Annotated in this window: 20 protein-coding genes; 14 read left to right on the forward strand and 6 right to left on the reverse strand. The window is 63.0% G+C overall.

Annotation, left to right across the window (positions count from 1 at the left end; translation table 11 throughout):
- The first annotated feature begins 309 nt into the window (after nt 1-309).
- The 8 genes from C4J85_RS00655 (at nt 310) to C4J85_RS00690 (ending at nt 11,669) form a co-directional block, all read left to right on the forward strand.
- Nucleotides 310-1,668 carry a TolC family outer membrane protein gene (locus C4J85_RS00655; RefSeq protein WP_124360682.1) on the forward strand — a complete coding sequence of 453 codons (1,359 nt, stop codon included), beginning with the start codon at nt 310-312 and terminating at the stop codon, nt 1,666-1,668.
- 39 nt (nt 1,669-1,707) lie between these two features.
- A complete protein-coding gene (locus tag C4J85_RS00660) occupies nt 1,708-3,864 on the forward strand; it encodes a type I secretion system permease/ATPase (RefSeq protein WP_124365323.1) in 2,157 nt (718 codons plus the stop codon).
- Nucleotides 3,854-5,218 carry an HlyD family type I secretion periplasmic adaptor subunit gene (locus C4J85_RS00665; RefSeq protein ID WP_124360684.1) on the forward strand — a complete coding sequence of 455 codons (1,365 nt, stop codon included), beginning with the start codon at nt 3,854-3,856 and terminating at the stop codon, nt 5,216-5,218. The genes C4J85_RS00660 and C4J85_RS00665 overlap by 11 nt, the downstream gene beginning before the upstream one ends.
- A 213-nt stretch (nt 5,219-5,431) precedes the next feature.
- Nucleotides 5,432-6,298, forward strand: coding sequence for a TauD/TfdA family dioxygenase (locus C4J85_RS00670; RefSeq protein ID WP_124408745.1), 867 nt, complete (start codon nt 5,432-5,434; stop codon nt 6,296-6,298).
- 60 nt (nt 6,299-6,358) lie between these two features.
- Nucleotides 6,359-7,279 (forward strand): LysR family transcriptional regulator, encoded by a 921-nt coding sequence (locus C4J85_RS00675; protein WP_124365325.1) that lies wholly within the window; start codon nt 6,359-6,361, stop codon nt 7,277-7,279.
- A gap of 335 nt (nt 7,280-7,614) precedes the next feature.
- Nucleotides 7,615-9,150 carry an MFS transporter gene (locus C4J85_RS00680; protein ID WP_124408746.1) on the forward strand — a complete coding sequence of 512 codons (1,536 nt, stop codon included), beginning with the start codon at nt 7,615-7,617 and terminating at the stop codon, nt 9,148-9,150.
- A gap of 15 nt (nt 9,151-9,165) precedes the next feature.
- Nucleotides 9,166-10,224: an HlyD family secretion protein gene (locus tag C4J85_RS00685; RefSeq protein ID WP_124365327.1), complete on the forward strand. Its 1,059-nt coding sequence runs from the start codon at nt 9,166-9,168 to the stop codon at nt 10,222-10,224.
- Nucleotides 10,221-11,669, forward strand: a complete 1,449-nt coding sequence (locus C4J85_RS00690) for an efflux transporter outer membrane subunit (RefSeq protein WP_124408747.1) — start codon at nt 10,221-10,223, stop codon at nt 11,667-11,669. The genes C4J85_RS00685 and C4J85_RS00690 overlap by 4 nt, the downstream gene beginning before the upstream one ends.
- A gap of 36 nt (nt 11,670-11,705) precedes the next feature.
- On the opposite strand, the gene C4J85_RS00695 is transcribed toward C4J85_RS00690, so the two are convergent.
- The 4 genes from C4J85_RS00695 to C4J85_RS00710 all read right to left on the reverse strand — a co-directional run bounded on the left by C4J85_RS00695 (nt 11,706) and on the right by C4J85_RS00710 (nt 16,235).
- Nucleotides 11,706-12,929, reverse strand: a complete 1,224-nt coding sequence (locus C4J85_RS00695; protein ID WP_124408748.1) for a type II toxin-antitoxin system HipA family toxin — start codon at nt 12,927-12,929, stop codon at nt 11,706-11,708.
- On the reverse strand, nt 12,907-13,266 hold the full coding sequence (locus tag C4J85_RS00700; RefSeq protein WP_124408749.1) for a helix-turn-helix transcriptional regulator: 360 nt from the start codon (nt 13,264-13,266) through the stop codon (nt 12,907-12,909). Before C4J85_RS00700 ends, C4J85_RS00695 begins: the two co-directional genes overlap by 23 nt.
- Nucleotides 13,267-13,371: 105 nt before the next feature.
- A complete protein-coding gene (locus tag C4J85_RS00705; protein ID WP_124408750.1) occupies nt 13,372-14,076 on the reverse strand; it encodes a DUF3142 domain-containing protein in 705 nt (234 codons plus the stop codon).
- Nucleotides 14,073-16,235 (reverse strand): outer membrane assembly lipoprotein YfiO, encoded by a 2,163-nt coding sequence (locus C4J85_RS00710; RefSeq protein ID WP_124408751.1) that lies wholly within the window; start codon nt 16,233-16,235, stop codon nt 14,073-14,075. Before C4J85_RS00710 ends, C4J85_RS00705 begins: the two co-directional genes overlap by 4 nt.
- A gap of 159 nt (nt 16,236-16,394) precedes the next feature.
- Between C4J85_RS00710 and C4J85_RS00715 the strand changes: the two genes are divergently transcribed.
- From C4J85_RS00715 to C4J85_RS00730, 4 genes are read left to right on the forward strand one after another with little or no spacing between them, the layout of a single operon-like run.
- Nucleotides 16,395-17,165: an efflux RND transporter periplasmic adaptor subunit gene (locus tag C4J85_RS00715; protein ID WP_124408752.1), complete on the forward strand. Its 771-nt coding sequence runs from the start codon at nt 16,395-16,397 to the stop codon at nt 17,163-17,165.
- On the forward strand, nt 17,162-18,481 hold the full coding sequence (locus C4J85_RS00720) for an efflux RND transporter periplasmic adaptor subunit (protein ID WP_124408753.1): 1,320 nt from the start codon (nt 17,162-17,164) through the stop codon (nt 18,479-18,481). The genes C4J85_RS00715 and C4J85_RS00720 overlap by 4 nt, the downstream gene beginning before the upstream one ends.
- The gene (locus C4J85_RS00725) at nt 18,481-20,577 is read left to right on the forward strand and encodes a biotin/lipoyl-binding protein (RefSeq protein WP_124408754.1); all 2,097 of its coding nucleotides are present in this window, start codon (nt 18,481-18,483) and stop codon (nt 20,575-20,577) included. Before C4J85_RS00720 ends, C4J85_RS00725 begins: the two co-directional genes overlap by 1 nt.
- A gap of 11 nt (nt 20,578-20,588) precedes the next feature.
- On the forward strand, nt 20,589-21,104 hold the full coding sequence (locus tag C4J85_RS00730) for a GNAT family N-acetyltransferase (RefSeq protein WP_124408755.1): 516 nt from the start codon (nt 20,589-20,591) through the stop codon (nt 21,102-21,104).
- Here C4J85_RS00730 and C4J85_RS00735 read toward each other — a convergent pair.
- Nucleotides 21,080-21,388, reverse strand: coding sequence for a hypothetical protein (locus C4J85_RS00735; protein ID WP_124360698.1), 309 nt, complete (start codon nt 21,386-21,388; stop codon nt 21,080-21,082). The genes C4J85_RS00730 and C4J85_RS00735 overlap by 25 nt on opposite strands.
- Nucleotides 21,389-21,437: 49 nt before the next feature.
- Nucleotides 21,438-22,028 carry a phage tail protein gene (locus C4J85_RS00740; protein WP_124360699.1) on the reverse strand — a complete coding sequence of 197 codons (591 nt, stop codon included), beginning with the start codon at nt 22,026-22,028 and terminating at the stop codon, nt 21,438-21,440.
- A gap of 200 nt (nt 22,029-22,228) precedes the next feature.
- Between C4J85_RS00740 and C4J85_RS00745 the strand changes: the two genes are divergently transcribed.
- Both C4J85_RS00745 and C4J85_RS00750 read left to right on the forward strand, forming a co-directional pair.
- Complete coding sequence (locus C4J85_RS00745) at nt 22,229-23,842, forward strand: glycosyltransferase family 39 protein (protein WP_124408756.1); 1,614 nt, start codon at nt 22,229-22,231, stop codon at nt 23,840-23,842.
- 110 nt (nt 23,843-23,952) lie between these two features.
- The gene (locus C4J85_RS00750) at nt 23,953-24,795 is read left to right on the forward strand and encodes a sulfotransferase (protein ID WP_124411152.1); all 843 of its coding nucleotides are present in this window, start codon (nt 23,953-23,955) and stop codon (nt 24,793-24,795) included.
- The last annotated feature ends 9 nt before the right edge of the window (nt 24,796-24,804 follow it).

A 24,804-nucleotide genomic window follows, 5' to 3' on the forward strand; every position in this document is an offset into this window, starting at 1 on the left:
TGATTTCCATGTGGCCACTTAAGAGTAGGGCCAAACTGGAGGGGGCGTAGTCTAGATAGTTACTGGCGTCAAATATTTGGCTGGAATTTTTAGTTATCTAGTTTCTGCCAAACTATTGACCTTATGGTCGCCATCCTAAACAATCGCCTCCGTAATGTCACATTGATATTTATGCGGCGAACCGTCCTACATGTGTGAAGCAGTTCCGCTATTTGAACTTTCCGACGTACGGTCATTACGGTAGCCATTATCCGACGCAGCGGCGCCAATCGCTGTGATTTGAGACAAGAAGTCCTGGGGAATTTTTTAATGCGTCTGCACCTGCTTAAGGCAATACCGTTCGTTCTCGCCGCCAGTTTTGTCCAGGCTCAAACACTGCCCCAAGCCATGCAGCAGGCACTGGATGTGCACCCTGAGATTCAGGCCGGTGTGAACAGCCGTATCGCCGCCGATTACCAGCTGCGTGCGGCGCAGGGTGGGTATCTGCCGCGTGTCGATTTGAATGCCGGCTATGGCCGTGCAGGCACCGATAACGCCTCCACCCGCCTCGCCAATGGCACAGGCGGCAACCACTGGGAAACCCTCAATCGCGGCGAGTCCAGCCTGCGCCTGCAACAAATGATTTTTGACGGTTTCGCCACCTCCAGCGAAGTCGGGCGTCAACAAGCCAACGTCAACGCCCGTGCCTATTCCCTGCTCGGTACATCCGAGCGCACCGCGTTGACCGTTGCCCAGGTCTACCTGGAAGTGTTGACCCGTCGCGAGTTCGTGCGCCTGGCCGAAGACAACCTGCGCAACCACGAACGCATTTACGATCAGATCAAGCTGCGCACCCAGCGCGGCGTCGGTAACGGTGCCGACCAGGACCAGGCCGAAGCGCGTCTGGCCCAGGCCCGCAACAACCTGATCACCGAGCAGACCAACCTGGCGGATGCGCAAACCAACTACCTCAGCGCCGTTGGCCAGATGCCCGACCAGCTTGAGCGCCCGGCGCCGTTCATGGCCATGCTCCCGGCCGACCTGAATGAAGCGCGTCGCCAGATGCTCGACAACAGCCCGGTCCTGCGCTCGGCCGAGTCGGACATCTCTGCCGCCGAGAAGCAGTACGCCGCCGCCAAGTCCAGCTTCTACCCGCGCTTTGATGCTGAGCTTGGCACCAATGCCGACAACAACGTCGGCGGCGACGCCAACCACAGCAACGGCTGGGAAGCCATGGTGCGCATGCGCTTCAACCTGTTTGCCGGTGGCAGCAACAAGGCCGACCTGCAATCGAAGTCGTACCAGGCCAACCAGGCCCTGGACATCCGCAACAACGCCCTGCGCCAGCTCAATGAAGAACTGGGCCTGGCCTGGAACGCCTTGAACAATGCCAACGCGCAACTGCCGGTGGCCCAGCAGTATGTGGACCACAGCACGCGCGTGCGCACCTCCTACCAGCAACAGTTCAGCCTGGGCCAACGTACCCTGCTGGACCTGCTCGACAGCGAGAACGAATTGTTCACCGCTTCGCGTCGCCTGGAAGAGATCAAGAACATTCAGTTATTTACTCAGTACCGAATCAAGGCGACCATGGGCCAATTGCTCAAAAGCCAAGGCGTAGTCGCTCCAATGGCCTCGATCGTGCAAAACGATGTGAAGCCCAAAGTCCAACTGCCTGGGATGAACTGAGTCATCCGTAGCCCCATCTGTTAGTCGAGAGTGCACCGCGTGGAATCCGAAGTCAGTCGAGTTCATCTCAGTCATGATCCACGCACGCTGCACGACGACCCGTTACTCGACGGGTTGTTGGCACTCTGCGCCCTGCACCAGAAACCGGCCAGCGCGGCCATGCTCACCACCGGCCTGCCGCTGCCTTCGCAGCGCCTGAGTGCCGAGTTGTTGTCGCGTGCCGCCGCGCGTGCCGGGCTGCAGGGCCGGCTGTTGCAACGCAAGCTCGAACAGATCCCGGCCATCGCGTTGCCGGCGCTGCTGCTGCTCAAGGACGGGCGCAGTACTGTGCTGGTCGGCTGGCAGGGCGACGATGAAGCGCGGGTGCTGCTCAGCGAAAGCGACGGCGGGGAAGTGCTGATCAAGCGCGAACTGCTGGCCGCTGACTACATCGGCAAAGTCTTCTTCGCCCAACCGCAGCACAAATTCGACGTCAACCATGGCACCCTGATCCCGCGGGCGCGGTCCTGGTTTCGCGACACCCTCAAGCGCTCGCGCTGGCTGTACACCGACGCCATCGCCGCCAGTTTTTTGATCAACATCATCGCCATGGCCGCGCCGCTGTTCGTGATGAACGTGTACGACCGCGTGGTTCCGAACCAGGCCACCGCCACCCTGTGGGTGCTGGCCGTGGGCATCTGTGGCGCGTACCTGTTCGACCTGGTGCTCAAAAGCCTGCGCAGTCTGTGCCTGGACCTGGCCGGTAAAAAAACCGACCTGATCATCTCCGCCACCTTGTTCGAGCGCATCGTCGGCATGTCGATGAAGTACCGCCCGGCGCGGGTCGGCAGCTTTGCGCAGAACATCCATGAGTTTCAGAGCCTGCGCGACTTCCTCGCCTCGCTGACCCTTACCAGCCTGATCGACCTGCCGTTCACGCTGCTGATCTTCCTGGTGATCGCCCTGCTCGGCGGCCATCTGGTGTGGATCCCGGTGCTGGCGTTCCCGATTGCCCTGGGTATCGGTTACGCCCTGCAGAAGCCTTTGGTCGCGACCATGGAACGCACCATGGCCCTGGCCGCCGAGCGCCAGTCGAGCCTGATCGAGACCCTCGCCGGGCTGGACGCGGTCAAGGTCAACAACGCCGAGAGCGAACGCCAGTACGGCTGGGAACAGACCATCGGCACCTTGAGCCGGCTCGAACTGCGGGTGAAGTTGCTGTCGGGCCTGTCGATGAACATGACCCTGCTGATCCAGCAACTGGCCGGCGTGATCATGATCGTGTTCGGCGTGTACCAGATCATCGACGGCAACCTGAGCATGGGCGGCCTGATTGCCTGCTACATGCTCAGTGGCCGCGCGTTGAGCCCGCTGGCTTCGCTGTCGGGCCTGCTCACGCGCTACCAGCAAGCCAAGGTCACCATGACCTCGGTGGACCAGATGATGGAACTGCCCCAGGAGCGCAACTTCGAAGAGCGCCCCATGAGCCGCCGCACCCTGCAAGGCGCCATCGAGTGCCGGGGCCTGAACTTCACGTATCCAAACCAACAGAACGCTGCGCTGAAAAATATCAATCTGGTGATCAAGCCAGGGGAAAAAATCGGCATCATCGGCCGCAGCGGCTCGGGCAAAAGCTCCCTGGCCAAATTGATCGTCGGCCTTTACCAGCCCGACTCCGGCGCGTTGCTGGTGGACGGCGTGGACGTGCGCCAGATCGATGTCAGCGAACTGCGCCACAACATCGGCTATGTCGCCCAGGATATCCAACTGCTGGCCGGCACCCTGCGTGACAACCTGGTCAGCGGCGCACGCTACGTCGAAGACGAAATGGTCCTGCAAGCGGCGGAACTGGCCGGCGTGCACGAATTTGCGCGCCTGCACCCGCAAGGCTACGAACTGCAAGTCGGCGAGCGTGGGCAGAACCTGTCCGGCGGCCAGCGCCAGAACGTCGCCCTGGCCCGTGCGCTGCTGCTCAACCCGCCCATCCTGCTGCTGGACGAACCCACCAGTGCCATGGACAACACCGGTGAAGAACGCTTGAAACAACGCCTGCACGCCGTGGTGCAAAACAAGACCGTGGTGTTGGTGACGCACCGTGCCTCGCTGCTCTCCCTGGTAGACCGCCTGCTGGTGGTCGACCGTGGGCAGATTCTTGCGGACGGCCCGAAAGCCGTGGTCATGGAAGCGTTGAAGAAGGGGCAGATCAGTGTTGCTTAACTCCATCAAAAACGCGGTCGGCCGCTACTTCAAAGGTTCCGACTCGCTGCACGGCCAGCCGCTGCCCGAGGTCAACAAAGCGTTGATCGAAGATGCGCCGCGAGTCATTCGCCTGACCATCTGGGCCATCATTGCCTTCTTCCTGTTCCTGGTGGTGTGGGCGGGTTTCTCCGAAATCGACGAAGTGACCCGTGGCGACGGCAAGGCGATTCCGTCGTCCAAATTGCAGAAAATCCAGAACCTGGAAGGCGGCATCGTCGCCGAGCTGTACGTCAAGGAAGGCCAGATCGTCGAGGCCGGTGCGCCGCTGATTCGCCTGGATGACACGCGGTTCGTGTCCAACGCCGGGGAAACCGAAGCCCTGCGCCTGGCCATGCAATTGCGCGTCGAGCGCCTGAGCGCGCAGGTGGATGATCGCCCCCTGAACATTCCCGACGAGGTGCTCAAGGCCGCGCCCAGCCAGGCCGCCAACGAACGCTCGCTGTATGAAAGCCGTCGCCAGCAGTTGAAAGACGAAGTTGGCGGCTTGCAGGAACAACTGGTGCAGCGCCAGCAGGAATTGCGCGAGTTCACCTCCAAGCAAGGCCAGTACCGCAGCCAGCTGTCCCTGCAACGCCAGGAAATCAACATGTCCGAGCCGCTGGTGGCCCAGGGCGCGGTGTCGCCGGTTGAAGTGCTGCGCCTCAAGCGCGCCGAAATGGAAACCCGCGGCCAGCTGGACGCCACCACCCTGGCAATCCCCCGCGCCGAATCGGCGATCAAGGAAGTGCAGCGCAAGATCGACGAAACCCGTGGCAAATTCCGCAGCGAAGCTTTGACCCAACTCAACGAGGCCCGCACCGAACTGAACAAGGCCGAGTCCACCGGTCGTGCCCTGGAAGACCGTGTCAGCCGTACCCTGGTCACCTCGCCGGTGCGCGGCATCGTCAAGCAGCTGCTGGTCAACACCGTCGGCGGCGTGATCCAGCCGGGCAGTGACATGGTAGAAATCGTGCCGCTGAACGACACCCTGCTGGTGGAAGCCAAGATCCGCCCGCAAGACATCGCGTTCCTGCACCCTGGGCAAGAAGCGGTGGTCAAATTCACCGCTTATGACTACACCATCTACGGTGGCCTGAAGGCCAAGCTCGAACGCATCGGCGCTGACACCATCACCGATGAAGACAAGAAAACCACCTACTACATGATCACCCTGCGCACCGACCGCAGCCACCTGGGCACCGATGAGAAGCCGCTGCTGATCATCCCCGGCATGGTCGCCTCGGTGGACATCATCACCGGCAAGAAAAGCATCCTCAGCTACCTGCTCAAACCGATCATCAAGGCGCGGGCCGAGGCGTTGCACGAGCGGTAATCTCTATCGCCCTTGCGGGCCTCATCGGGGGCAAGTCGAATCGTCGCACCGCCCCTCCCACATTTGAATGTATTCACAAATCAAGTGTGGGAGGGGGCTTGCCCCCGATGAGGCCATCAGCATCACCAAAGCATATGGATATGCCCTAACAGTATTTAAACTTCCATTCTTAGACCTATAAATTCACTCCCCTGTCTGCCGGAAGTGAATCCAATGTCCACCATCAACCAAACCTTCGACATCCGCCCCTTCCCCGGCAGTGTCGGCGCCGAAATCATCGGCCTGGATCTATCCCAACCCTTCAACGACCAGGACTTCGCCCGCATCCATCGCGCACACCTGGACCACCACGTCATCGTGTTCCGCGACCAGCGCATCACCCCCGAACAACAGATCGCCTTCAGCCGCCGCTTCGGCGTGCTGCAAATCCATGTGCTCAAACAGTTCCTGCTGGCCAACCACCCGGAGATCCTGATCGTCTCCAACATCATCGAAAACGGCCAGTCCATCGGCCTGGGCGATGCAGGCAAATTCTGGCACTCGGACCTGTCGTACAAGGAGCTGCCCAGCCTGGGCTCGATGCTGCATGCCCAGGAACTGCCGTCCGAAGGCGGCGACACGCTGTTTGCCGACATGCACAAAGCCTGGGAGCAATTGCCCGAGCACCTGCGCAACGCCGTCGAAGGGCGCCGCGCCGCGCATTCCTATACCGCGCGTTACAGCGAGAGCAAATTCGAGGGCAACTGGCGTCCCACCCTGACCCCTGAACAGCTCGCCCAAGTGGCCGAAGTGGAGCACCCGATCGTGCGCACCCACCCGGAAAACGGCCGCAAGGCCCTGTTCGTCAGCGCGGGCTTCACCACCCGCATCGTCGGCCTGCCAGAGGACGAAAGCCGCGACCTGCTGGCCCAGCTCTACGCCCACAGCGTGCTGCCGGCAAACATCTACCGCCACCAGTGGCAGCCCCATGACTTGGTGTTCTGGGACAACCGCTCGCTGATCCACCTGGCGGCCGGCTGCCCGAGCCATCTGCGCCGCAAGTTGTTCCGCACCACCATCCAGGGCGACGCGCCGTTCTGAACCGCTAAAGCCTGCTAGGATTGCGTCCAGTTCACTCCCAACCGAACATGAGTGCTTGGCATGCAACTACCGGACATGAACCTGCTGGTCGCCCTCGACGCCTTGCTCGATGAAGGCAGCGTGGTGGGCGCCGCGCGACGGATGAACCTGAGCCCGGCGGCCATGAGCCGTACCCTCACGCGTATCCGCGAGGCGGTGGGTGATCCGATCCTGGTGCGTGCCGGCCGCGGCCTGGTGCCGACGCCCAAGGCGCTTGAGCTGCAAGGCCAGGTGCGCAACGTGGTGGAGCAGGCGGCGTTGTTGTTTCGCTCGGCGGACCAAGTCGATTTGAGCACTTTGCGCCGCCGCTTCAGCGTGCGCGCCAATGACTTTTTCATCGGTGTGTATGGCGGTCGGCTGTTCGACACCCTGCAACGCGCGGCGCCGTTCTGCGAACTGCGCTTCGTGCCCGAAGGCGACACCGACGATGAAGCGCTGCGCGAAGGGCGGTTGGACCTGCGGGTGAGCAATACCATGCCGGCCGGGCCCGAAGTGAAGGTGCAGAATCTGTTCTCGACCACGTTTGTCGGCCTGGCCCGGGAAGATCACCCGCTGTTCGACGAAGAGATCACCGCCGCTCGGTTTGCCAGCTATTCCCACATCAGCATCTCGCGACGCGGCATCGCCCGTGGGCCTATCGATACCGCCTTGAATGCCCAGGGCCTGGAGCGCCACGTGGCAATGATCGCCCCCGGCTTTCACGGCGCGATGTTCATGTTGCCCGACTCCGACCTGCTGCTGCCGGTGCCCAAGGAAGCCCTCCTGAGCGCCAAGCGCCTGAAGCTGCCGCTGCGCTCGTTCGCCTTGCCGATTTCGCTGCCGACCCTGGTATTGGCGCAATCCTGGCACCCGCGTTTCGACAAAGACCCGGCGCACAAATGGCTGCGCGAGACCATGCGCGAGAGCTGCCACGCCACCTGGCTGGAAGCCCAGCCGGGCTGAAATCAAATGTGGCAGGGGGCAAGCCCTAATGCCAGTTAGTTAAGGCGACACCGAACCTGTGGCGAGGGAGCTTGCTCCCGCTGGACTGCGCAGCAGTCCCATTGTTTGGGGCCGCTTCGCGCGCCAGCGGGAGCAAGCTCCCTCGCCACAAGTTAGTTCTCGCTCCTGCTACTTCTTAACTGACCGGCATTAGGGCAAGCCCCCTCCCACATTAAAAGCCCTGCATTACCCGTTGGATTGCGCCTGACGCACTTATAACCTGCCAACAAGTCACTTTTTGTCATGCATTTGCCTGATTAAACTACTCGGGTATTTCCATTCCGAGTTACCTGTCCATGACTTCCCTCGCTGCCCCCGCCTTCGAGGCCGCAGCCAAACCCACTGCGCCCAGCCCTCCGGTGTTCGGCCCGCGCATCATCATCGGCCTGGTCGGCGTGTTGCTGGCGGTGCTGGTGTCTGGCCTCAATGAGATGGTGACCAAGGTCGCCCTCGCCGATATCCGGGGTGCGCTGTACATCGGCTTTGACGAAGGCACCTGGCTGGTCGCGGCGTACACCGCCACTTCCGTCGCAGCCATGGCGTTCGCGCCGTGGTGCGCGGTGACGCTCTCCCTGCGCCGTTTCACCCTGGGTGCCATTGGCGTGTTCACGCTGCTCGGCATCCTGTGCCCGTTTGCACCGAACTACGAAAGCCTGTTGCTGCTGCGCACCGTGCAAGGCCTGGCCGGTGGCGCGTTGCCGCCGATGTTGATGACCGTGGCGCTACGCTTTCTGCCGGCCAACGTCAAATTGTACGGGTTGGCCGGCTATGCGTTGACGGCCACTTTCGGCCCGAGCCTGGGCACGCCATTGGCGGCGCTGTGGACCGAATACGTCGGCTGGCAATGGGCGTTCTGGCAGATCGTCGGGCCGTGCCTGTTGGCGATGGCCGCCGTGGCCTACGGCTTGCCGCAGGATCCGCTGCGCCTGGAACGCTTCAAACAGTTCAACTGGCGTGGTCTGCTGTTGGGCTTCCCGGCGATCTGCATGCTGGTGATCGGCCTGTTGCAAGGCAATCGCCTGGACTGGTTCGAGTCGGGCCTGATCACCTTTTTGCTCAGTGGCGGCGCGCTGCTGCTGGTACTGTTCATGCTCAACGAATGGTCGCAGCCGCTGCCATTCTTCAAGCTGCAGATGCTCGGCCTGCGCAACCTGTCGTTCGCCTTGATCGTACTGGCCGGGGTGTTGATGGTACTGACCTCGGTGATCATCATCCCCTCGAGTTTTCTCGCCCAGGTCCAGGGCTACCGGCCGCTGCAAACCGCGCCGGTGATGCTGTTGATGGCGCTGCCGCAGTTGATCGCGCTGCCACTGGTGGCGGCGCTGTGCAATCTGCGCTGGGTCGATTGCCGCTGGGTGCTGGGCATTGGCCTGAGCATGCTGGTGGTGTGCTGCATCGGCAGTTCGCACCTGACCTCGGCGTGGATTCGCGATGATTTTTATGGCTGGTACCTGCTGCAGATTTTCGCTCAGCCGATGGCGGTTCTGCCGTTGCTGATGCTGTCCACCGGCAGTATTCAACCCATCGAAGGGCCATTCGCCTCGGCATGGTTCAATACCGTCAAGGGTCTGTCCGCCGTGATCGCCACGGCGGTGCTGGATACGCTGACCACCCAGCGCGGGCATTTCCACTCGACCATGCTGGTGGACCGCCTGGGCAACTCTCCCCTGGCCGACGGCGACGCGCCGGGCCTGGCGCACCGCCTGCACGAGCAGACCGTGGTGCTCACCTCTTCGGATCTGTATGTCGTCATGGCCGGTGTCGCGGTGGCGTTGATCCTGCTGATTTTCTGGATGCCCACGCGGATTTTCCCGCCTCGTGCACCGACCTGACCCCAAGGATTTCTCATGAAACGCAAAGACAAAATTGCCGTCTCCGTCATCGCCGTATTTGCCGTGGGCGTGCTGGTGTACCTGGTTGCGCCGGGCATCCTGGGCAGCCAGCGCCAGACCACCAACGATGCCTTCGTCGCCGCCGATTTCACCCTGGTTGCACCCCGCGTTGCCGGGTTCATCAAGGACGTGCTGGTGGAAGACAACCAGCGCGTCAAGGCCGGCCAGCTGTTGGCGCTGATCGACGACCGTGACTTTCGCGCCGCCGCCCAGGCTGCCGACGCCGACACCCTGGTCGCCCAGGCCCAACTGAAAAACGCCACCGCGACCCTTGAACGCCAAAGCTCGGTGATCGCCCAGGCCCAAGCCACCGTGGCCGCGGATCGCGCCGAAGTGGCGTTTGCCGAACACGAACTGAACCGCTACAACCACCTCGCCGGCGTCGGCGCGGGCACCGTGCAGAACGCCCAGCAAGCCAAGACCCGCATCGACCAGGCCACCGCGCGCCTGGCCAAATCCACGGCGGTGCTGGCAGCCGAACGCAAGCAAGTGGAAATTCTCACCGCCCAGCGTGACGCTGCCGAAGGCGGTCTCAAGCGTGCACAGGCCGCGCTGGAAATGGCCAGTTATCAGCTTTCCTACACCCGCATCGTCGCGCCGGTGGACGGCATGGTCGGTGAGCGTGCGGTACGGGTGGGCGCCTATGTCACGCCGGGCAGCAAGATCCTCGCCGTGGTGCCGCTGGCCCAAGCCTATGTCGTGGCCAATTTCCAGGAGACGCAACTGTCTCACATGCAGGCCGGCCAAGCCGTGCAGGTGCGGGTCGACAGTCTCGATGGCGAGTTGCTCAACGGCCATCTGGAAAGCCTGGCGCCTGCCACGGGGGTGACCTTTGCCTCGGTCAAGCCGGACAACGCCACCGGTAACTTCACCAAGGTGGTGCAGCGTATTCCGGTGAAGATTGTGCTTGAGCCAAACCAACCGCTGACCGAACGCTTGCGCGTAGGGATGTCGGTGGAAGCCAGTGTCGACACCCACGCCGCCGCACAACAACATGAGGTGGCCCAGCAATGAGACATCTCGCCTGGCTCACCCTGAGCCTGATCAGTTTGAGCGCTTGCACCGTCGGCCCGGATTTCCAGCGGCCGCAGGGGCCGTCTGTGGCCCAATGGACTGAGCCCCAGGGGCGTCAGGCGGCCAGTCGCGCCACCAGCGACCCGTTGCAAGAGCGCTGGTGGGACGTATTCCACGACGAGCAACTGTCGGCCCTCACACGCCGCGCCCTCAGGGATAACCTCGACCTGAAACTGGCCAGCAGCCGCCTGCAACAAAGTCGCGCCGTGCGCCAGGTAACCACCGCCGAGCGTTACCCCAACGTCGACGCGGGCGGCGCTTACCAGCGTAAGCGCAACAGTGGCAAAGGCTTGAACGACCCCTCCGGCGAGAACGGCCGCTCGGCGTTCAACCAATGGGACATGGGCTTTTCCGCCGCTTGGGAAGTGGACTTCTGGGGCCGGGTCAAGCGCGAGACCGAAGCCGCCGACGCCACCCTGGAAATCGCGGAAAACGACCGCCGCGCCGTGTTGCTGTCGGTGCTGGCCGAGACCGCCCAGGACTACATCCAACTGCGCGGCGTACAAAACACCCGCGCCGTCACCGAGCAGAACCTCGACGTCGCCCGCCACAGCCTCAAGCTTTCGCAACTGCGCCTGGCCGATGGCGTGGCGACCGACCTGGACGTGGCCGAAGCCGCCGCCCAAGTCGCCGCCATCGAAGCGCGCCTGCCGGATTTGCAGCAGCGCCAGGACCAGTTGATCAACGCCCTGAGCCTGCTGATGGGCGAGCCTCCGCAGGCCCTGCACGCGCAGCTGTCCAAGGACGCCGCCGTGCCGCAGACCCAGCGCCAGGTCGCTATCGGCCTGCCGTCGGAACTGGCCGAGCGCCGCCCGGACATCCGCCAGGCCGAAGCCCGCTTGCACGCTGCCACCGCCAGCATCGGCGTGGCCAAGGGCGATTTCTACCCGCGCATCACCCTGTCCGGCAGCCTCGGCTCCCAGGCCATGCAGCTCGCGGATCTCGGCTCCTGGGGCTCGCGCGCCTTTGCCTTCGGCCCGCAGTTAAGCCTGCCGCTATTCAACGGCGGGCGCCTGCAAGGCATGGTGAATCTGCGCGAAGCCCAGCAACAGGAAGCGGCGCTGGCCTACCAGCAAACCGTGCTGCGCGCCTGGCATGAAATCGACGACCAGTTGACCCGCTACAACGCCAGCCAACTGCGCCGCGACAGCCTCGCCGAAGCCGTGCGCCAGAACCAGATCGCCTTGACCACCGCACAACACCAGTACGTCGAAGGCGTGGCGGATTTCGTCAACGTGCTCACCGTGCAAAGCGCGCTGCTGGCGACCCAGGAACAGTGGGTGGAAAGCTCTACGAGTGTGTCGTTGGCGATGGTGGGCTTGTATAAAGCGTTGGGTGGCGGCTGGGAGTCGGTGTATCCACTGGCGCGTTCAGATGCGCAATAGGACGGACGTGAGGTCGTCTTCGGCTGCGCACCCGGGTCATGCCATCAGCTGCGTTTCAAACCGGGTGCATACCTTGGAAAGCATGCTGGTATCGGCACTGCTGCAGCCTGTGGCCTCAAAAAAGCCGGAGGCTTCTCGCACGACGGCATAGACGTCAGTGACGATGGATCTTGCTTCATCCATTCCCAAGCCAAAGCGCTCGGGCGTACTCAGCAAATTGCTGATAGACGATACCCTTCCTTCATTCCCGATGATCAGCGCCTGCAAGCCTGGTTGCGTCGGATGGGGCAGCACGTCAAATACTGGCGCAAGGGAGTAGCCCGACGAGCTGGTCAACAGCAGTCCGGTTTGTTTCAGGTGGTCGTCGCTATTTCCGATGAGCACATTGAATGCCATGCGTCGATAAAGTTCACGCATGTCGAGCGTTGCATCGTCGCTGACCTTCTTCAAAACGTCGGCGATTCTGGAATAGGAAACGTCACTATCAACCGCGCCAACGCGCATTCTCGGCTTCTCGGCGCTTACCAAAGAGTTGCAGCTGACATAGTGCTCGCGGCCCGTTCCTTCATGCCGGTCAAAGCGCTCGACCATCAATACCGGCCTGCCGGCTACCTCGACCAACTTGTGCCCCGCTGCCGGTAGACCCGCCGCGTTCGCCATTTGCAGGCTGGCAAATTCAGCACGGGGCTGATCGAAAACATCGTCGCTACGGCCGAACTTGGCAATCCATTCCTTACCTTCATGAGTCACGGTGACCTTGGGTCTGGCGCCGCCCATAGAGCTTCCGAACTCGAATAGCCGTGCGATTTCCGCAGGGAGGTCTACATCGCCTTTCTCGACTTGATCGAGGCCCACCATGATTTTTTCGAGATCTTCAAATTGTGGCGGCTGGTGCAGGGTAGGTAACAGATGTCGTGAAGCACTGAAAAGCAGGCATCCAACCCCGGCACCCCGCGAGGCAAGCAGCCATTCTATGTCGTTTTGTGGATGCTGCTTGTGAGTGGCCAGCAGAACACGCCGGCCCCAATTGTCCGGAGTGGCGTCGTCAAGCACCCCAAACATGCGCGTGGAGGAATATTGGTTAGAGGTCAGTGGCAAATTCAGCGGGTCAATCGCGAATGCGTTGGGTCTTGCGAGCCAGCTGTTCGCGTAGCGAAAAACGAACCCGCCCCCGTGCATCGCCACTTCACCGACGGGGACCGGATCACCGACTGAGTGAGCCGAAAAAACAAATGCATTACCAATCGGCTTCCAGGACATGAGGGTCTCCTTCTGTGCGAATTCGGTCAGGCTCACGGGCGAGGCTCAGGGTTATCCCAACCTGGTCAAGGTCTGGCGATGCGATGCTCGCCATCCCTTCCTCCAGGTCCATCGCGCTGAGCACATTCATCAGTACACCGAGGGATACGCCGGCTTCTCCCTGTCTCAGTCGTTGATACGTTTGCCGGGTGATACCCGCGCGGCTGCATATGGTGGAAATTTTCAGCCGACGACGAACACGGGCTATTTCGATACCGTTTCCGATACCTTTCATCAGCTCATCGCTTCGCTCTGAGATGTACCCTTTGTGAGGGTTCGGCTTGCCCGACGGTTGCATGATATATCACCCTTTAATGCGGTAAGAGTAACTTATATCATCCACTCTGTTTAAGCCAGTGTGCATAAACTCCAGCTCGATGCGGATTTTTCCCTGTCGGAGGACTTACCGGTTCTGCAAAAACACCACATACCCCCGAAACCACTCACTCCCCTGTAAATACTCCGGCGCTTGCCAGTCCCCGCCCTGAATCAGGCCGACCTTGAACGGCACGCCCAGCCGGTTCATGCGGGGCAAATACGCGGCGTAGTCGGGGATGCTGTGCCGCCCTTGATAGGTCTGTACCACCACTTCATCCACCACGCCCTTGAGCTGGGCGATGGCGGCGGGGTCGGCGTTGCTGCTCCAGTCCAACAGGCCGGTGATGCTCAAGCGCAGGTCGGTCGGCAGACGTTGGCGCAGGTCGCGCAGGAAGGCCGCGTATTCGTGCAGGTATTGAGTGCGGGCGTCGAAGTCGATCTGGATGCCGACCACCGGGTTGCCCGCCTCGCGCCAGCGTTGCACCTGGCCAAGCAGTTGGGTGTAGACCTGTTCCGGCCATCGCAGAGTATGGGCGCGGTAGACCACCCAGATGTCGCCCTGGGTAATGCGCGGCACGTTCATGCCCTGGGCGATCAGTTGCACACCGCGTTGTGGAGCGCGGCGGGTGGAGTTGATCTGGCCCTGCAGGATGTAGAGGGTCTTGGCCTGCGTGAGCACCGGCTGGGGCGCGACGCCGCTCCACAGCCAGAAAGCGTCGTAGTCACGGGCGTCAACAGCGCCGAAGGCTGGGCTTGCCAGCAATAGCAGGCCCAGCCACAGGGTTTTCACCAGTAGTACTGCAGCGATTTGCCCCACTGAGTGTCGGCGAAACCGCTCTTGAGCTGGCGGAACCAGCCTTTGCGCACGGCCGGCGCCACGTCTTCGCCGCCGCAGCTGTTGTAGCCGGCCGGCGCGTAGCAATTGATCGCGCGAAACAGTGCGTAGGCCCGGTCGGTTTTGGGCGCCTTGGCATTGGCGATCACCTGCTGGTAGCCGTCCAGGCGCGAGAAGGTTTCACCTTTGAACTCCGAGGCGGTGCTGCCGAGGCTGCCGGTGGCGCGAGCTTGCTCCAGCGGCATGCCGTCCAGGCCATTGCGCAGGATGAATTCCCCCAGGCAGTTGAGGGCTTGCGGGTTTTTTGCGTCGCTTTGCAAGGTCGCGGCGGTTTGCGCGACGCTCGGGCAGGCATAGCCGGATTCGGCCTTGTCACCGTTCCACTGGAACAGCTTCAAGCTTTGCCCGCCGCTGTAGGTGTAACCCAGGCTGGTGCCGAGTTTGTCGTCAGACAGCGAGGCCTGCTTGAGGTCGTCGGCGAAGGTCGCGAACTGGCGGTGCAGCAGGTCTTTGTAGAGCAGCACGAATTGGGCGGTCTGGCGTTCAGTGGGGTCGTTGGCCTTGGCGATCTGCTGGCGCAACAGGTCGGGACCGGCCACGTTGCGCAGCAGGATATAGCGCACCTGCCTGGCACTGATCGGCGAGTCGGCGGCGAACACCTTGGCCAGTTGGCCGCTGCGCTCGTAGTTCATCGCCAGCGCCAGCTCCAATTGATCGCGTTGCAGCGGTTGCTTGGCCAGCGGCAGCAGTTGCAGCCACAGCGCTTCGGCGCCTTTCCAGTCTTGCTTGGCTTCCAGGGCCAGGGCGCGCAGGGTCTGCTGGCTGAAGGCGAAGTAATCCAGGTTTGACGGCAGGTCCGTCGGCAGATGCTTCAGGGCCGTGTCGGGTTGGTGCTCGACGTACAGGGCATACGCCGCTTGCAGGTAGTCGAACAAGGCCGGCTCGTTGGCGAAGGTGCTCCTTTGCTTGTCGAGGGCTTCGCGACTCAACAGGGGCGGGGTATGGGCACGCATGGCCATCAGGTCGCTGACCACTTGCAGCATCGGGCTGTTGGCCGCCTGGTTGCTGGCCATCAGCAATTTGAGGTCGGCTTCTTCCACCAACGCGTCCACGCTCACATTGCGCTGGGCGTCGCTGGCCTCGGTGAATTGCCAGGTGAAGTCTGCGGCGAGCTTGGCCTCGTCATTCGCCAGCCAGTGCACCCGACGCAGCAGGCCACGGGCGGACGCGACGTAAGCGCCCTGCGGGTAGGTTTTCAGGTAGCCGAGAAAGCCTTCTTCGGCGTCGCTCAACGCGGCCTTGTCCACATGCTCGCGCTGGGGCACACCGTATTCGTCGAAGGCTTCGGCCTGGGCTTGGTTCAGCGAGGTGCGCGCGGTCATGTACAGCGCGGTTTCCTTCAGCCAGGGCACATCGCTGGTCGCGGCGGCGGCGAAACCGCGCTCGGCGTTACCGAAGCGGCCGCTGTAGAAGTCAGCGGCGGCCTGCAGATAAGTGCGAAACAGTTGGGCGCTGGCCGAAGGGGTCAGCTGCGCATCCACCACCTGGCCGTCCCAGTCACAGGTGGTCAGCAGCTGCAGACGTGCTTTCACCAGCAGGTCGCGCTCGGCGGGCGGCATATCGGCCTTGATCACCTGGCTGATAAACGCGGTGGCGCTGTCATCAGCGTTGCTGCGGCAGCGGCTGCCTTCGCCATCGAGAAACGCTTCGCCTGCCGTCTTGTACTCCTCACGCTTGATGCCCAGCGGCGCGAGCAGGGTGTCGAGCTCGGCGGTGCGCGAATCGTCCGCTTGGTTATCGGGTTCGTCCTCTGCGGCCGGAACCGGCACCAGGCGATACACCGGAAACGGCACCGGGCCGAAACCCTGGGCCAGGTCGTCTTCGCCCAGGGCATTCGGCGCCAGGGGTGCGGCCTTTTTGTCGGCCAGCAACAGGCGCAGGTTTACCCGGCTATCGTTGCCTGGGCTGAGAAAGGGTTGGTTGCTGCAGGGTTCGAGACTGTCACGCGACACCCGCCAGTCGGGGTAGCACGAGTCGTCGGAACTGGCCTGGGCTGCCAGGGGAATACCGGCCAGCAGGGCCAGTGCCAGAGGTGACAGAAAACCGATGCGCATGACGTGTCCTTGATCCTGGGTCCTTGGAGGACGGCAATCATAGCGTGATCCGACTCCAGCTTCGGTGAACGCTCACACAAATCACGGATTTGTCCGATTGAGGGTAGTGGCGTTTTAACCTTGCTGACATAGACTGCGTTCTTCATCAGGGAGGATCGTATGAAGCTATTGCGGCTATGGCTGTTGAGTGTTGCCTGCGTGATCGGCGTGGCGCCTGTCGCCATGGCGGACGACCCCTTGCTGGATCACCCGCCGGCGGCTGCCGCCGGCACTGACGAGGCGCGAGGCGTGTTGCGGGCCCGCGACCAGGCGATGCTGGCCAGCGAGTTGTCGGGGCGCATCGTCGAACTGCCGTTCAGTGAGGGCGAGTCGTTCAAGAAGGGCGACACCCTGGCGCGTTTCGATTGCTCGGCCTACCAGGCGCAATTGAATGCCGCCCAGGCTGCCAGCCGTGGCGCCGGTGAAGAGCTGGCCCACAACAAACAGCTGGCGGCGCTCAATTCAGTCGGGCGCTTTGAAGTGGCCCGCGCCGAAGCCAAACTCAGCGAAACCCAGGCCCAGTCCCAGGTCTATCAGGTGCAGGTCAAGCGTTGCAGCGTGCTGGCGCCGTATGACGGCCAGGTGGTGCAGCGCAAGGTGCAGCGCTATGAAAGCGTATCGGCCGGGGCGCCGCTGCTGGAAATCGTCGACAACCGCAGCCTGGAAATCCACCTGCTGGTGCCGTCACGCTGGATGGACAAGCTCAAGCCCGGCCAGACCTTCACTTTTACCCCCGATGAAACCGGCCAGGCGTTCAGCGCCACGGTCAAACGACTCGGCGCGCGCATTGACGAGGGCAGCCAGACGCTGCTGCTGGTCGCCACTTTACCCAACGCCGCCGGGTTGATGGCAGGCATGAGCGGCACCGCACACTTTGCGCAATTGCAATGAACGCCCCGATGCCGGGCAGCAGCGAGCGGGTGTTTGCGCAGTTTCTGGACCTGGAACGCCAGACCCGTGCCGCGCGCACCACCGAGCAACTGGCCTACAGCCTGGTCAATGACAGCCAGCCGCTGTTCGGCTATCGGCATGCCGCACTGTTGATCGCCGGCAAAGTGCAGGCGGTGACAGCCGTGAGTAACGTCGACCCGAATGCGCCGTTCGTGGCCTTTGTCGAGCAGGCGGTGACGCAGTTGCACAAGCAGGCGCTGGCCCAGACCGCACGCGTCGTGCCGGCGGAGCAGTTGAGCGAGGCGGTGCGGGCGGACTGGCAAAGCCTGTCTGCCGGCCAGGTGTTCTGGTTGCCGTTGATCGACCCCCAGGGCCGAGTGTTCGGTGGCCTGTGGCTGGCGCGAGATACCCCGTGGAATCCGGCCGAGCAAGTGTTGCTGGCGCAATTGGGCGACACCTGCAGCCATGCCTGGCATGCGCTGCAGCCGCAGCGGCCGTGGCGGTTGCGCCTGACCCGCAAGCGCCGGCTGATGGTGGTGGTCGCCTTGCTGCTGTTACTGCTGATTCCGGTGCGCCAATCCGTGCTGGCGCCCGCCGAAGTGGTGCCGCTGGCCGGGCAGGTGGTGGCGGCGCCGCTGGATGGGGTGATTGCACAGTTTTTGGTCAAGCCCAACCAGGCGGTAAAAACCGGTGACCTGTTGCTGCGTTTCGAAAGCACCACCCTCACGGCCCAGGCCGACGTGTCGGCGCGTGCCCTGGGCGTGGCCGAGGCCGAGTTGAAGGCCAGCGCGCAGCGAGCTTTTGCCGATGCCGAATCGAATTCGCGTATCGACCTGCTGGCGGCCCGGGTCGAGCAAAAACGCGCTGAACGCGATTACGCCCGCGAACTGCTCAAGCGCAGCGAAGTGCGCGCCGAGCGCGACGGTATCGCCGTCTTCGCCGACGCCGAGCGCTGGACCGGCAAGCCCGTGCAAACCGGCGAGCGCCTGTTGCAGATTGCCGACCCCGACCAGGCCGAGTTGCGCATTGAGCTGGCGGTAGGCGATGCGATCGCCCTGGAGCCGAACGCCCAGGTAGCGCTGTTCCTCGACAGCGACCCTTTGCATCGCCACCTGGCGACCTTGCAACGGGCAGCCTATGAAGCGCAGCCCACACCGGGTGGCCAACTGGCCTATCGCCTGGATGCGCAATTTGACGAAGCACCGCCGCGTATCGGCCTGCGCGGCACGGCCAAGCTGTTTGGCGAGCGCGCGCCGCTGGCGCTGTACCTGTTGCGGCGGCCGCTGGCAGGCCTGCGCCAAAGCGTGGGCCTCTGATGGACTTGCCCAAACTGCGTGAAGACCTGCAACTGTCCAGCGCCGGCGCGGCCCTGGACGGCTCGCCGCGCTGGACCCTGGCCGACCCGGTGCGCGGGCGCTATTTCAAACTGGGCGCCACCGCCATTCGCTTGCTGCGACACTGGTCCCTGGGTGACCCGGAAAAAGTCCTGCAGGCCGCCAACCGCGAGCCGGGACTGGCGTTGGGCGGCAGTGAAGTGGATGAACTGCTGGGTTTTCTGCGCGCCCACGACCTGATCGCCGCCCTCGACCCGCAGCAGCGTGCCAGTTACCTCTACAAATCTGCCGCGCACAAACAAAGCCTGTGGCAGGTGCTGCTGCATCAATACCTGTTTTTCCGGATTCCGCTGTGGCGCCCGGATGCGTTTCTCAACCGTGCCTGGCCGCTGCTGGCGCGCTTTGGCCCTGGGTTGCTGCGCTACGGCTTGCCGATCATTTTGGCGCTTGGGGTGTTTCTGGTCGCGCGCGACTGGCAGCGCTTTGTGGCGACGTTTCCGCATCTGTTCAGCCTGGGCGGCGCCCTGGCGTTTGGCGTGGCGCTGTTCTTTGCCAAGCTGTGCCATGAATTCGGCCATGCCTTTATGGCCAAGCGCGCCGGGTGCAGGGTGCAGAGCATGGGCGTGGCATTCATGGTGTTGCTGCCGATGTTCTACACCGACGTAAGCGACGCCTGGCGGGTCAATGATCGTCGCGCGCGCTTGATGATCGGGGCGGGTGGGGTCATGGCCGAGTTGTTGCTGGCGTGCATCGCCCTGCTGGCCTGGTCGCTGCTGCCGGACGGCCCGGCGCGCACGGCAGCGTTCATGCTGGCAAGCGCCACCTGGCTGACCACCCTGGCGATCAACCTCAACCCGTTCATGCGCTTCGATGGTTACTTTCTGATCAGCGATTGGTGGGAGGTGGATAACCTGCAAGGTCGCGCCTTTGCGCTGTGTCGCTGGCGCTTGCGCGAGCTGCTGTTCGGTTATGGCGAACCGGCACCGGAGCCGTGGTCGCCGAATATGCAACGCCGGCTATTGTGGTGGGGCTACCTGGCGTGGCTGTGGCGCGCGGCGCTGTTTTTAGGGATCGCCCTGGCGGTGTATCACCTGTTTTTCAAGCTGCTGGGGATCGTCCTGATGGGCGTGGAACTGGTGTGGTTTATCGGCCTGCCGATCTTCAAGGAGTGGCGCCAATGGTGGAGCCGACGCAGCCAGGCGCATGCGCCGCGGGTCATGCTCAGCAGCCTGGGCCTGGTGCTGGTGGTGCTCGCGCTGGTGGTGCCCTGGCGTAGCGCGGTGGAGCTGCCGACCATGCTCGAAGCCGGGCGCGCCAGTGCGCTGCATGCGCCGGTGGCGGCGCGGGTCAAGCACTTGCGGGTGGGGGACGGGCAAGAGGTGACCCAGGGCCAGGTGCTGATGGAGCTGGAATCACCGGACCTCGACGCCCGGCAAGGTATCGTGCGTCGCGAAGTGGAGATTTTGCAGTTGCAGATGCGCCGCCAGGCCGGGCGCAGTGAAACGGCAGTGGACGCGGGCATCAATGATCAGCGCCTGTCCCAGGCCCTCGCCGAATACCGTGGCCTGGCCGCCCAGCGCGAACGCCTGCTGCTGCGCGCGCCTCACGCCGGCACGGTGCGCGATGTGCTGCCGCAATTGAGCGTGGGGCGCTGGCTGTCGCCCAAGGATTCGCTGGCGCGGGTGGTGGAAGAAGGCGCCCGCCTGCGCGGTTACATCGCCGAGGCCGAGCTGTGGCGAGTGGCGCCGGGGGCGACCGGACGGTTTATCGCCGATGACCCGATGCACGCGGCTATTCCGGTGGAGTTGATCGATATCGACGCCAACGGTGTGGCCTACCTGGACCAGGAGGCGTTGACCTCGGACCACCACGGGCCGATTGCCGTGCGCCGCGATGAAAACCAGCGCCCGGAGCCGGTGCAGGCGCAATACGGCGCACGCTTGAAAAGTCTGCAAGCGATTGCAACGCCCCGTCAGCCGTTGCGCGGCGTGGTGGTGCTGCAGGGGCGCAGTGAGTCGGTGCTGGGCGTGGCCTGGCGCCGGGCGGCGGCGTTGGGTGTACGGGAAAGCGGGTTCTAGGAGTGAACGCAATGTCGAACAAGCAAGGTGCTCTGGCGCAGGGCCTGGTGATGCGTCCCTCACGCAGTACCGACGGGCCGTTTTTGCAGCGCCTTTACCGCTCGGCACGTGCGGATCTGCAGTGGATTGATGGCGAGCAGGCGCTGGTCGAGGAGGTGATCGCCCAGCAATTCCAGGTCCAGGAAAAGGGCCTGGACGAGCATTTTCCCGGTGCGCTGCACTATGTCATCGAAAAACTGGACACGCCTATCGGCGCCTTGAGTGCCGACTTCGGAGCCCATGAAATCCGGGTGTTGTACCTGGCATTCATCCCCACTGCGCGTGGCCAGGGTTTTGGCCGCGCGGTTTTGCAAGGGGTGCAGCAGGCGGCCACGCAGGTGATGTGCCCGGTGTGCACGGTGGTGTGGGCGAGCAACCCCCATGCGTGCCGGCATTACCTGGCGCTGGGGTTTCGGGTGGAAGAACAGACGCCCGCCGCGCAGCGGTTGGTGTGGTACCCGTCTCAGTTGAACACGATGCAGAAATAACCCCGCTCGCTGTCGCGGCCCATGGCGGGCTCGCGGGACACAAACACCTGTTCGAGGCAGGCGTCCGCCAGCGGTAAACGGCATAAGCCGTCGACGAAATCCGTGGGTACAAGGCTTTCGAGCAGCACCCTGAAGGCCCCGCGCGGGCTGCCTGGCAAGGTGGCTTTGGGGGTTTCGGTGAGGCTTTGGACTTGGATCGGCAGCGCCGAACCGTCGGGCAGGTAAAGCACGGCGGTGCCATCAAGCAACGGTCGAAAGTGTTCCGGGGTGACCAGGTTCAACATGTGAGGCTCCATTTCAGAGATGCCGGGGCCTGCGAGCCCCGGCCAGGGGTTAATCGCGCGACGGAAAAAGCCCGTTCAAGGCAATGCTGAAATTGATCGCAAGGTAAGGGTTCATGGTGGCCAAGGCCTGGCCCTGGCCGGCGACACTGATCGTGCCTCCGGCCACGGCGGTGCTCACGCCCTGCAGAGGGACCGGCGTGGCGCCCTGCTGGTCTGAATAGATTGCGGCGCTGCCCGGCCCACCGCCGGAAGCGCCGATAAACGCGTTGGTAGCGCTGGGTACTGTCAGCGGGTTGCTGGAGGTGTTCGCCAGTTGCACCGAAGTGGTGGCGGTGAGTGGTGTCATGGCGTGGGTGTGGGCAGGCAGGTTGAGCAGGGTGGCGGTGACGGATTCCGTGCCGGAGATTTCGCCAATGACGCGCGCCGACAACCCCGCGCCGCTGCCTTGACCAATGGGCATTCGACCTTGCAGGTTAGGCAGCATGAAGCTGACGCTGCCATTTCCGCCGTAAACGACACCGAGCAGGGCGTACAGCGCCTGGTACTGGTTGACGGCAAGGGTTTGCCCGGCGCACAGGGCCCAGTCTCTGGGGGCGAAATCAAACGCAAAGGGTTGGATGGTGCCGATGAAAACTTCCATGGATCGTTCATCCTTGTGATGGCTAGACAGGGGGAGGACGCCAATCGGTCCGGCGCCATCGCAGAGCGTAGTCGCCGTTGTTGCTTGCTGCCTGGCTGTTGCGAAACAGCGAGCGAAACCGGGGCTTTTGTCCTAGAGTGGCGCGTGTTTGCGCATGTGCGGAGTTTGCTCGGTAAACGGGCTGTGTCTGGGGAGTTGAGGTGCGACGGTCTGTGGTAGAACAAGACGACAAAGTGGCGGCATTTTCCTTAGTCAATCGCCTTGCGAGCGCCTGGGAAGGCGCCGGTTGGCTCAGCCGTTTGTGGTGGATGCCGATCCTGGCGCTGGCCATGGCCGTGCGGTTTTATGGCCTGACGGCTGCGGCGATCTGGGGCGATGAGGGCTCAAGCCTGCTGCTCAGCGAATACGCCCTGGACGACCTGTGGTTTCACGCCGCCCATGATGTGCACCCGCCGCTGTACTTTTTCATGCTGCGCGGCTGGATCGAACTGTTCGGCGACGGCATCTGGTCGATTCGCGGCATGAGTGCGATCCCCGGCGTGCTGGCGGTGGGCCTGGGCGTCTGGCTCACACGGCAACTGTCTACCCGTCGCGCTGCGGTGCTGGCGGGGGTGCTGCTGGCGCTGTTCCCCTCCGCCGTGCGCTACAGCCAGGAAGTGCGCATGTACTCGCTGCTGGCCGTGTGGTTGCTGGGGGCCACGCTGGCGCTGGTGTACTGGGTGCGCCAACCCGCGCGCACGCGTTACCTGGTCGTTTATGCGCTGTTGATGGCCGCCGGGTTTTATACCCATTACTTCACTGCACTGTGCGTGCTGGTGCACTGGGCTTACCTGGGGCTGCTGTGCCCGTCCCAGGCGCCCAGCCAGCGCCTGATCCTGCGTCCGTCGTGGTGGTGCGCCAATGCGCTGGTCGTGGCGTTGTACCTGCCCTGGCTGCCGAACCTGCTTGACCTCGTGCAACACGTCGAACAGCTCAAGGTCGGCGGTGACATTGGCTGGGAAGACCCGGTCACGTTGACTTCAGTGCCGTCGATGATCTGGCAGTTCACGCTTCAGGATGAAGGCGTGGGCTTCTGGCGACCGCTGTTCTGGCTGTTCCCGCTGTTGTTGATCGCTGTCGTGATAGCCACCGCCTGGCAGGATCGCGAGCGCCATCACCCGGCCCGCCTGCTGGCGCTGTTCTTCCTGTTGCCGCTACTGCTGGTGTATGCGGTGTCGTTCATCTCGCCGGTGTTTATCGAGCGCTACCTCACGGTATACGCCCTGGGCTTGCCGATCCTTGTGGCCCTGGCCATCGACCGCCTGCCCACGCGCCTGGCATGGCTGGGCGCGGCGTTGTGCGTGGTGTTTGTCGGAGTGGAGCTGCTGGGGCTGAAAAACAATGCCACGGTGGATGGGCATGATCAGTTCAACGTGCCGGTGGAGTTCGTCAACCGCAACTACCAGGAAGGCGACCGCATCGTTCTCAGCGACATGATGTGGTACCTCAGCTACGTGTATTACGACCAGACCGACGCCCAACTGCAGCTTTACACCCCGCCCAGGCCCGACGGCACGCCGACTCGGCCGAATGCCTATGGCTTCGGCACCCTGGTGGATCAGGACGGCGGGCGCATCTACCTTGACCGTCTGTCTGCCTTAGCGCCCGACACCCGCCGTGTCTGGCTGATCAGCAGCAACGAGCTGCCGGATGAATTCGCGCCGATTCCGCCAGGCTGGCAAGAACTTTTGCAGCAGGACGGCGGCGGCTCGCGGGCGCGGCTGTTCGTGCTGTGTGGCGGGCCAGAGCCTTCGCGGCCCGCCGGTTGCCGCTAATCACGAATTGGTATTAGGGGCATGCCAAAATAGTGGCAAATGATCGCTAGTCGGCACTGCATTTCTCAACTACGCTGCGGCCCACAAATGGATTTTTGTCCTACAAAGTGGTGAACGGATTGCAGTATCACTTTATCTCGGGCTTGCCGCGCTCCGGCTCGACCCTGCTCTCTGCGATTTTATTGCAGAACCCGCGTTTTCACGCCGGCATGAGCAGCCCTTTAGGCACTTTGTTCAATGGTGTGCTGGCGCAGTGCAGCGCCGGCAGCGAGTTTGGCTCGGTCATCGATGCCAACACCCGTCGTCGCCTGTTGCGCGGCCTGTTTGATTCCTACTACGCCGACAAAGCCTCCATCCCGGTGGTATTCGACACCAACCGCCAGTGGTGTGCGCGCATGCCTGCGCTGCACGACCTGTTTCCCCAGGCCAAGGTCGTCGCCTGTGTGCGCAACGTTGCCTGGATCATGGACAGCCTGGAACGCCTGTATCGCGCCAATCCTTTCGAAAACACCAAGCTGTTTGGCGATGACGTCGAGCGCAATACGGTCTACAGCCGCTGTGAAACCCTGGCCCAGCGCAACCGTCTGGTCGGGTTTGCCTGGGCTGCGCTCAAGGAAGCCTATTACGGTGAGCATGCCGATTCTTTGCTGATCGTCGATTACGACCTGCTCAGCCAGGCCCCGGAGCGGGTCATGCGGCTGGTCTACGATTTTATCGGCGAGCCATGGTTTGAGCATGACTTCGACAACCTCGCCTACGACGCGCCGGCATTCGACGAGGCGCTGGGCGTTTCCGGCTTGCACAAGGTCCAGCCCAAGGTGCGTTTGCAGACGCGGCGCACCATCCTGCCGCCGGACTTGTTCCAGCAGTACACCGAGTTGTCGTTTTGGCAGGACGGCTCAGCCAGCGCCGCCAATGTGATTCGTATGAAGGCCAACGCCGCGCTCAGTTGATCGCGGCGT

This window comes from Pseudomonas sp. R4-34-07, from assembly GCF_003852375.1.
Lineage (GTDB): Bacteria > Pseudomonadota > Gammaproteobacteria > Pseudomonadales > Pseudomonadaceae > Aquipseudomonas.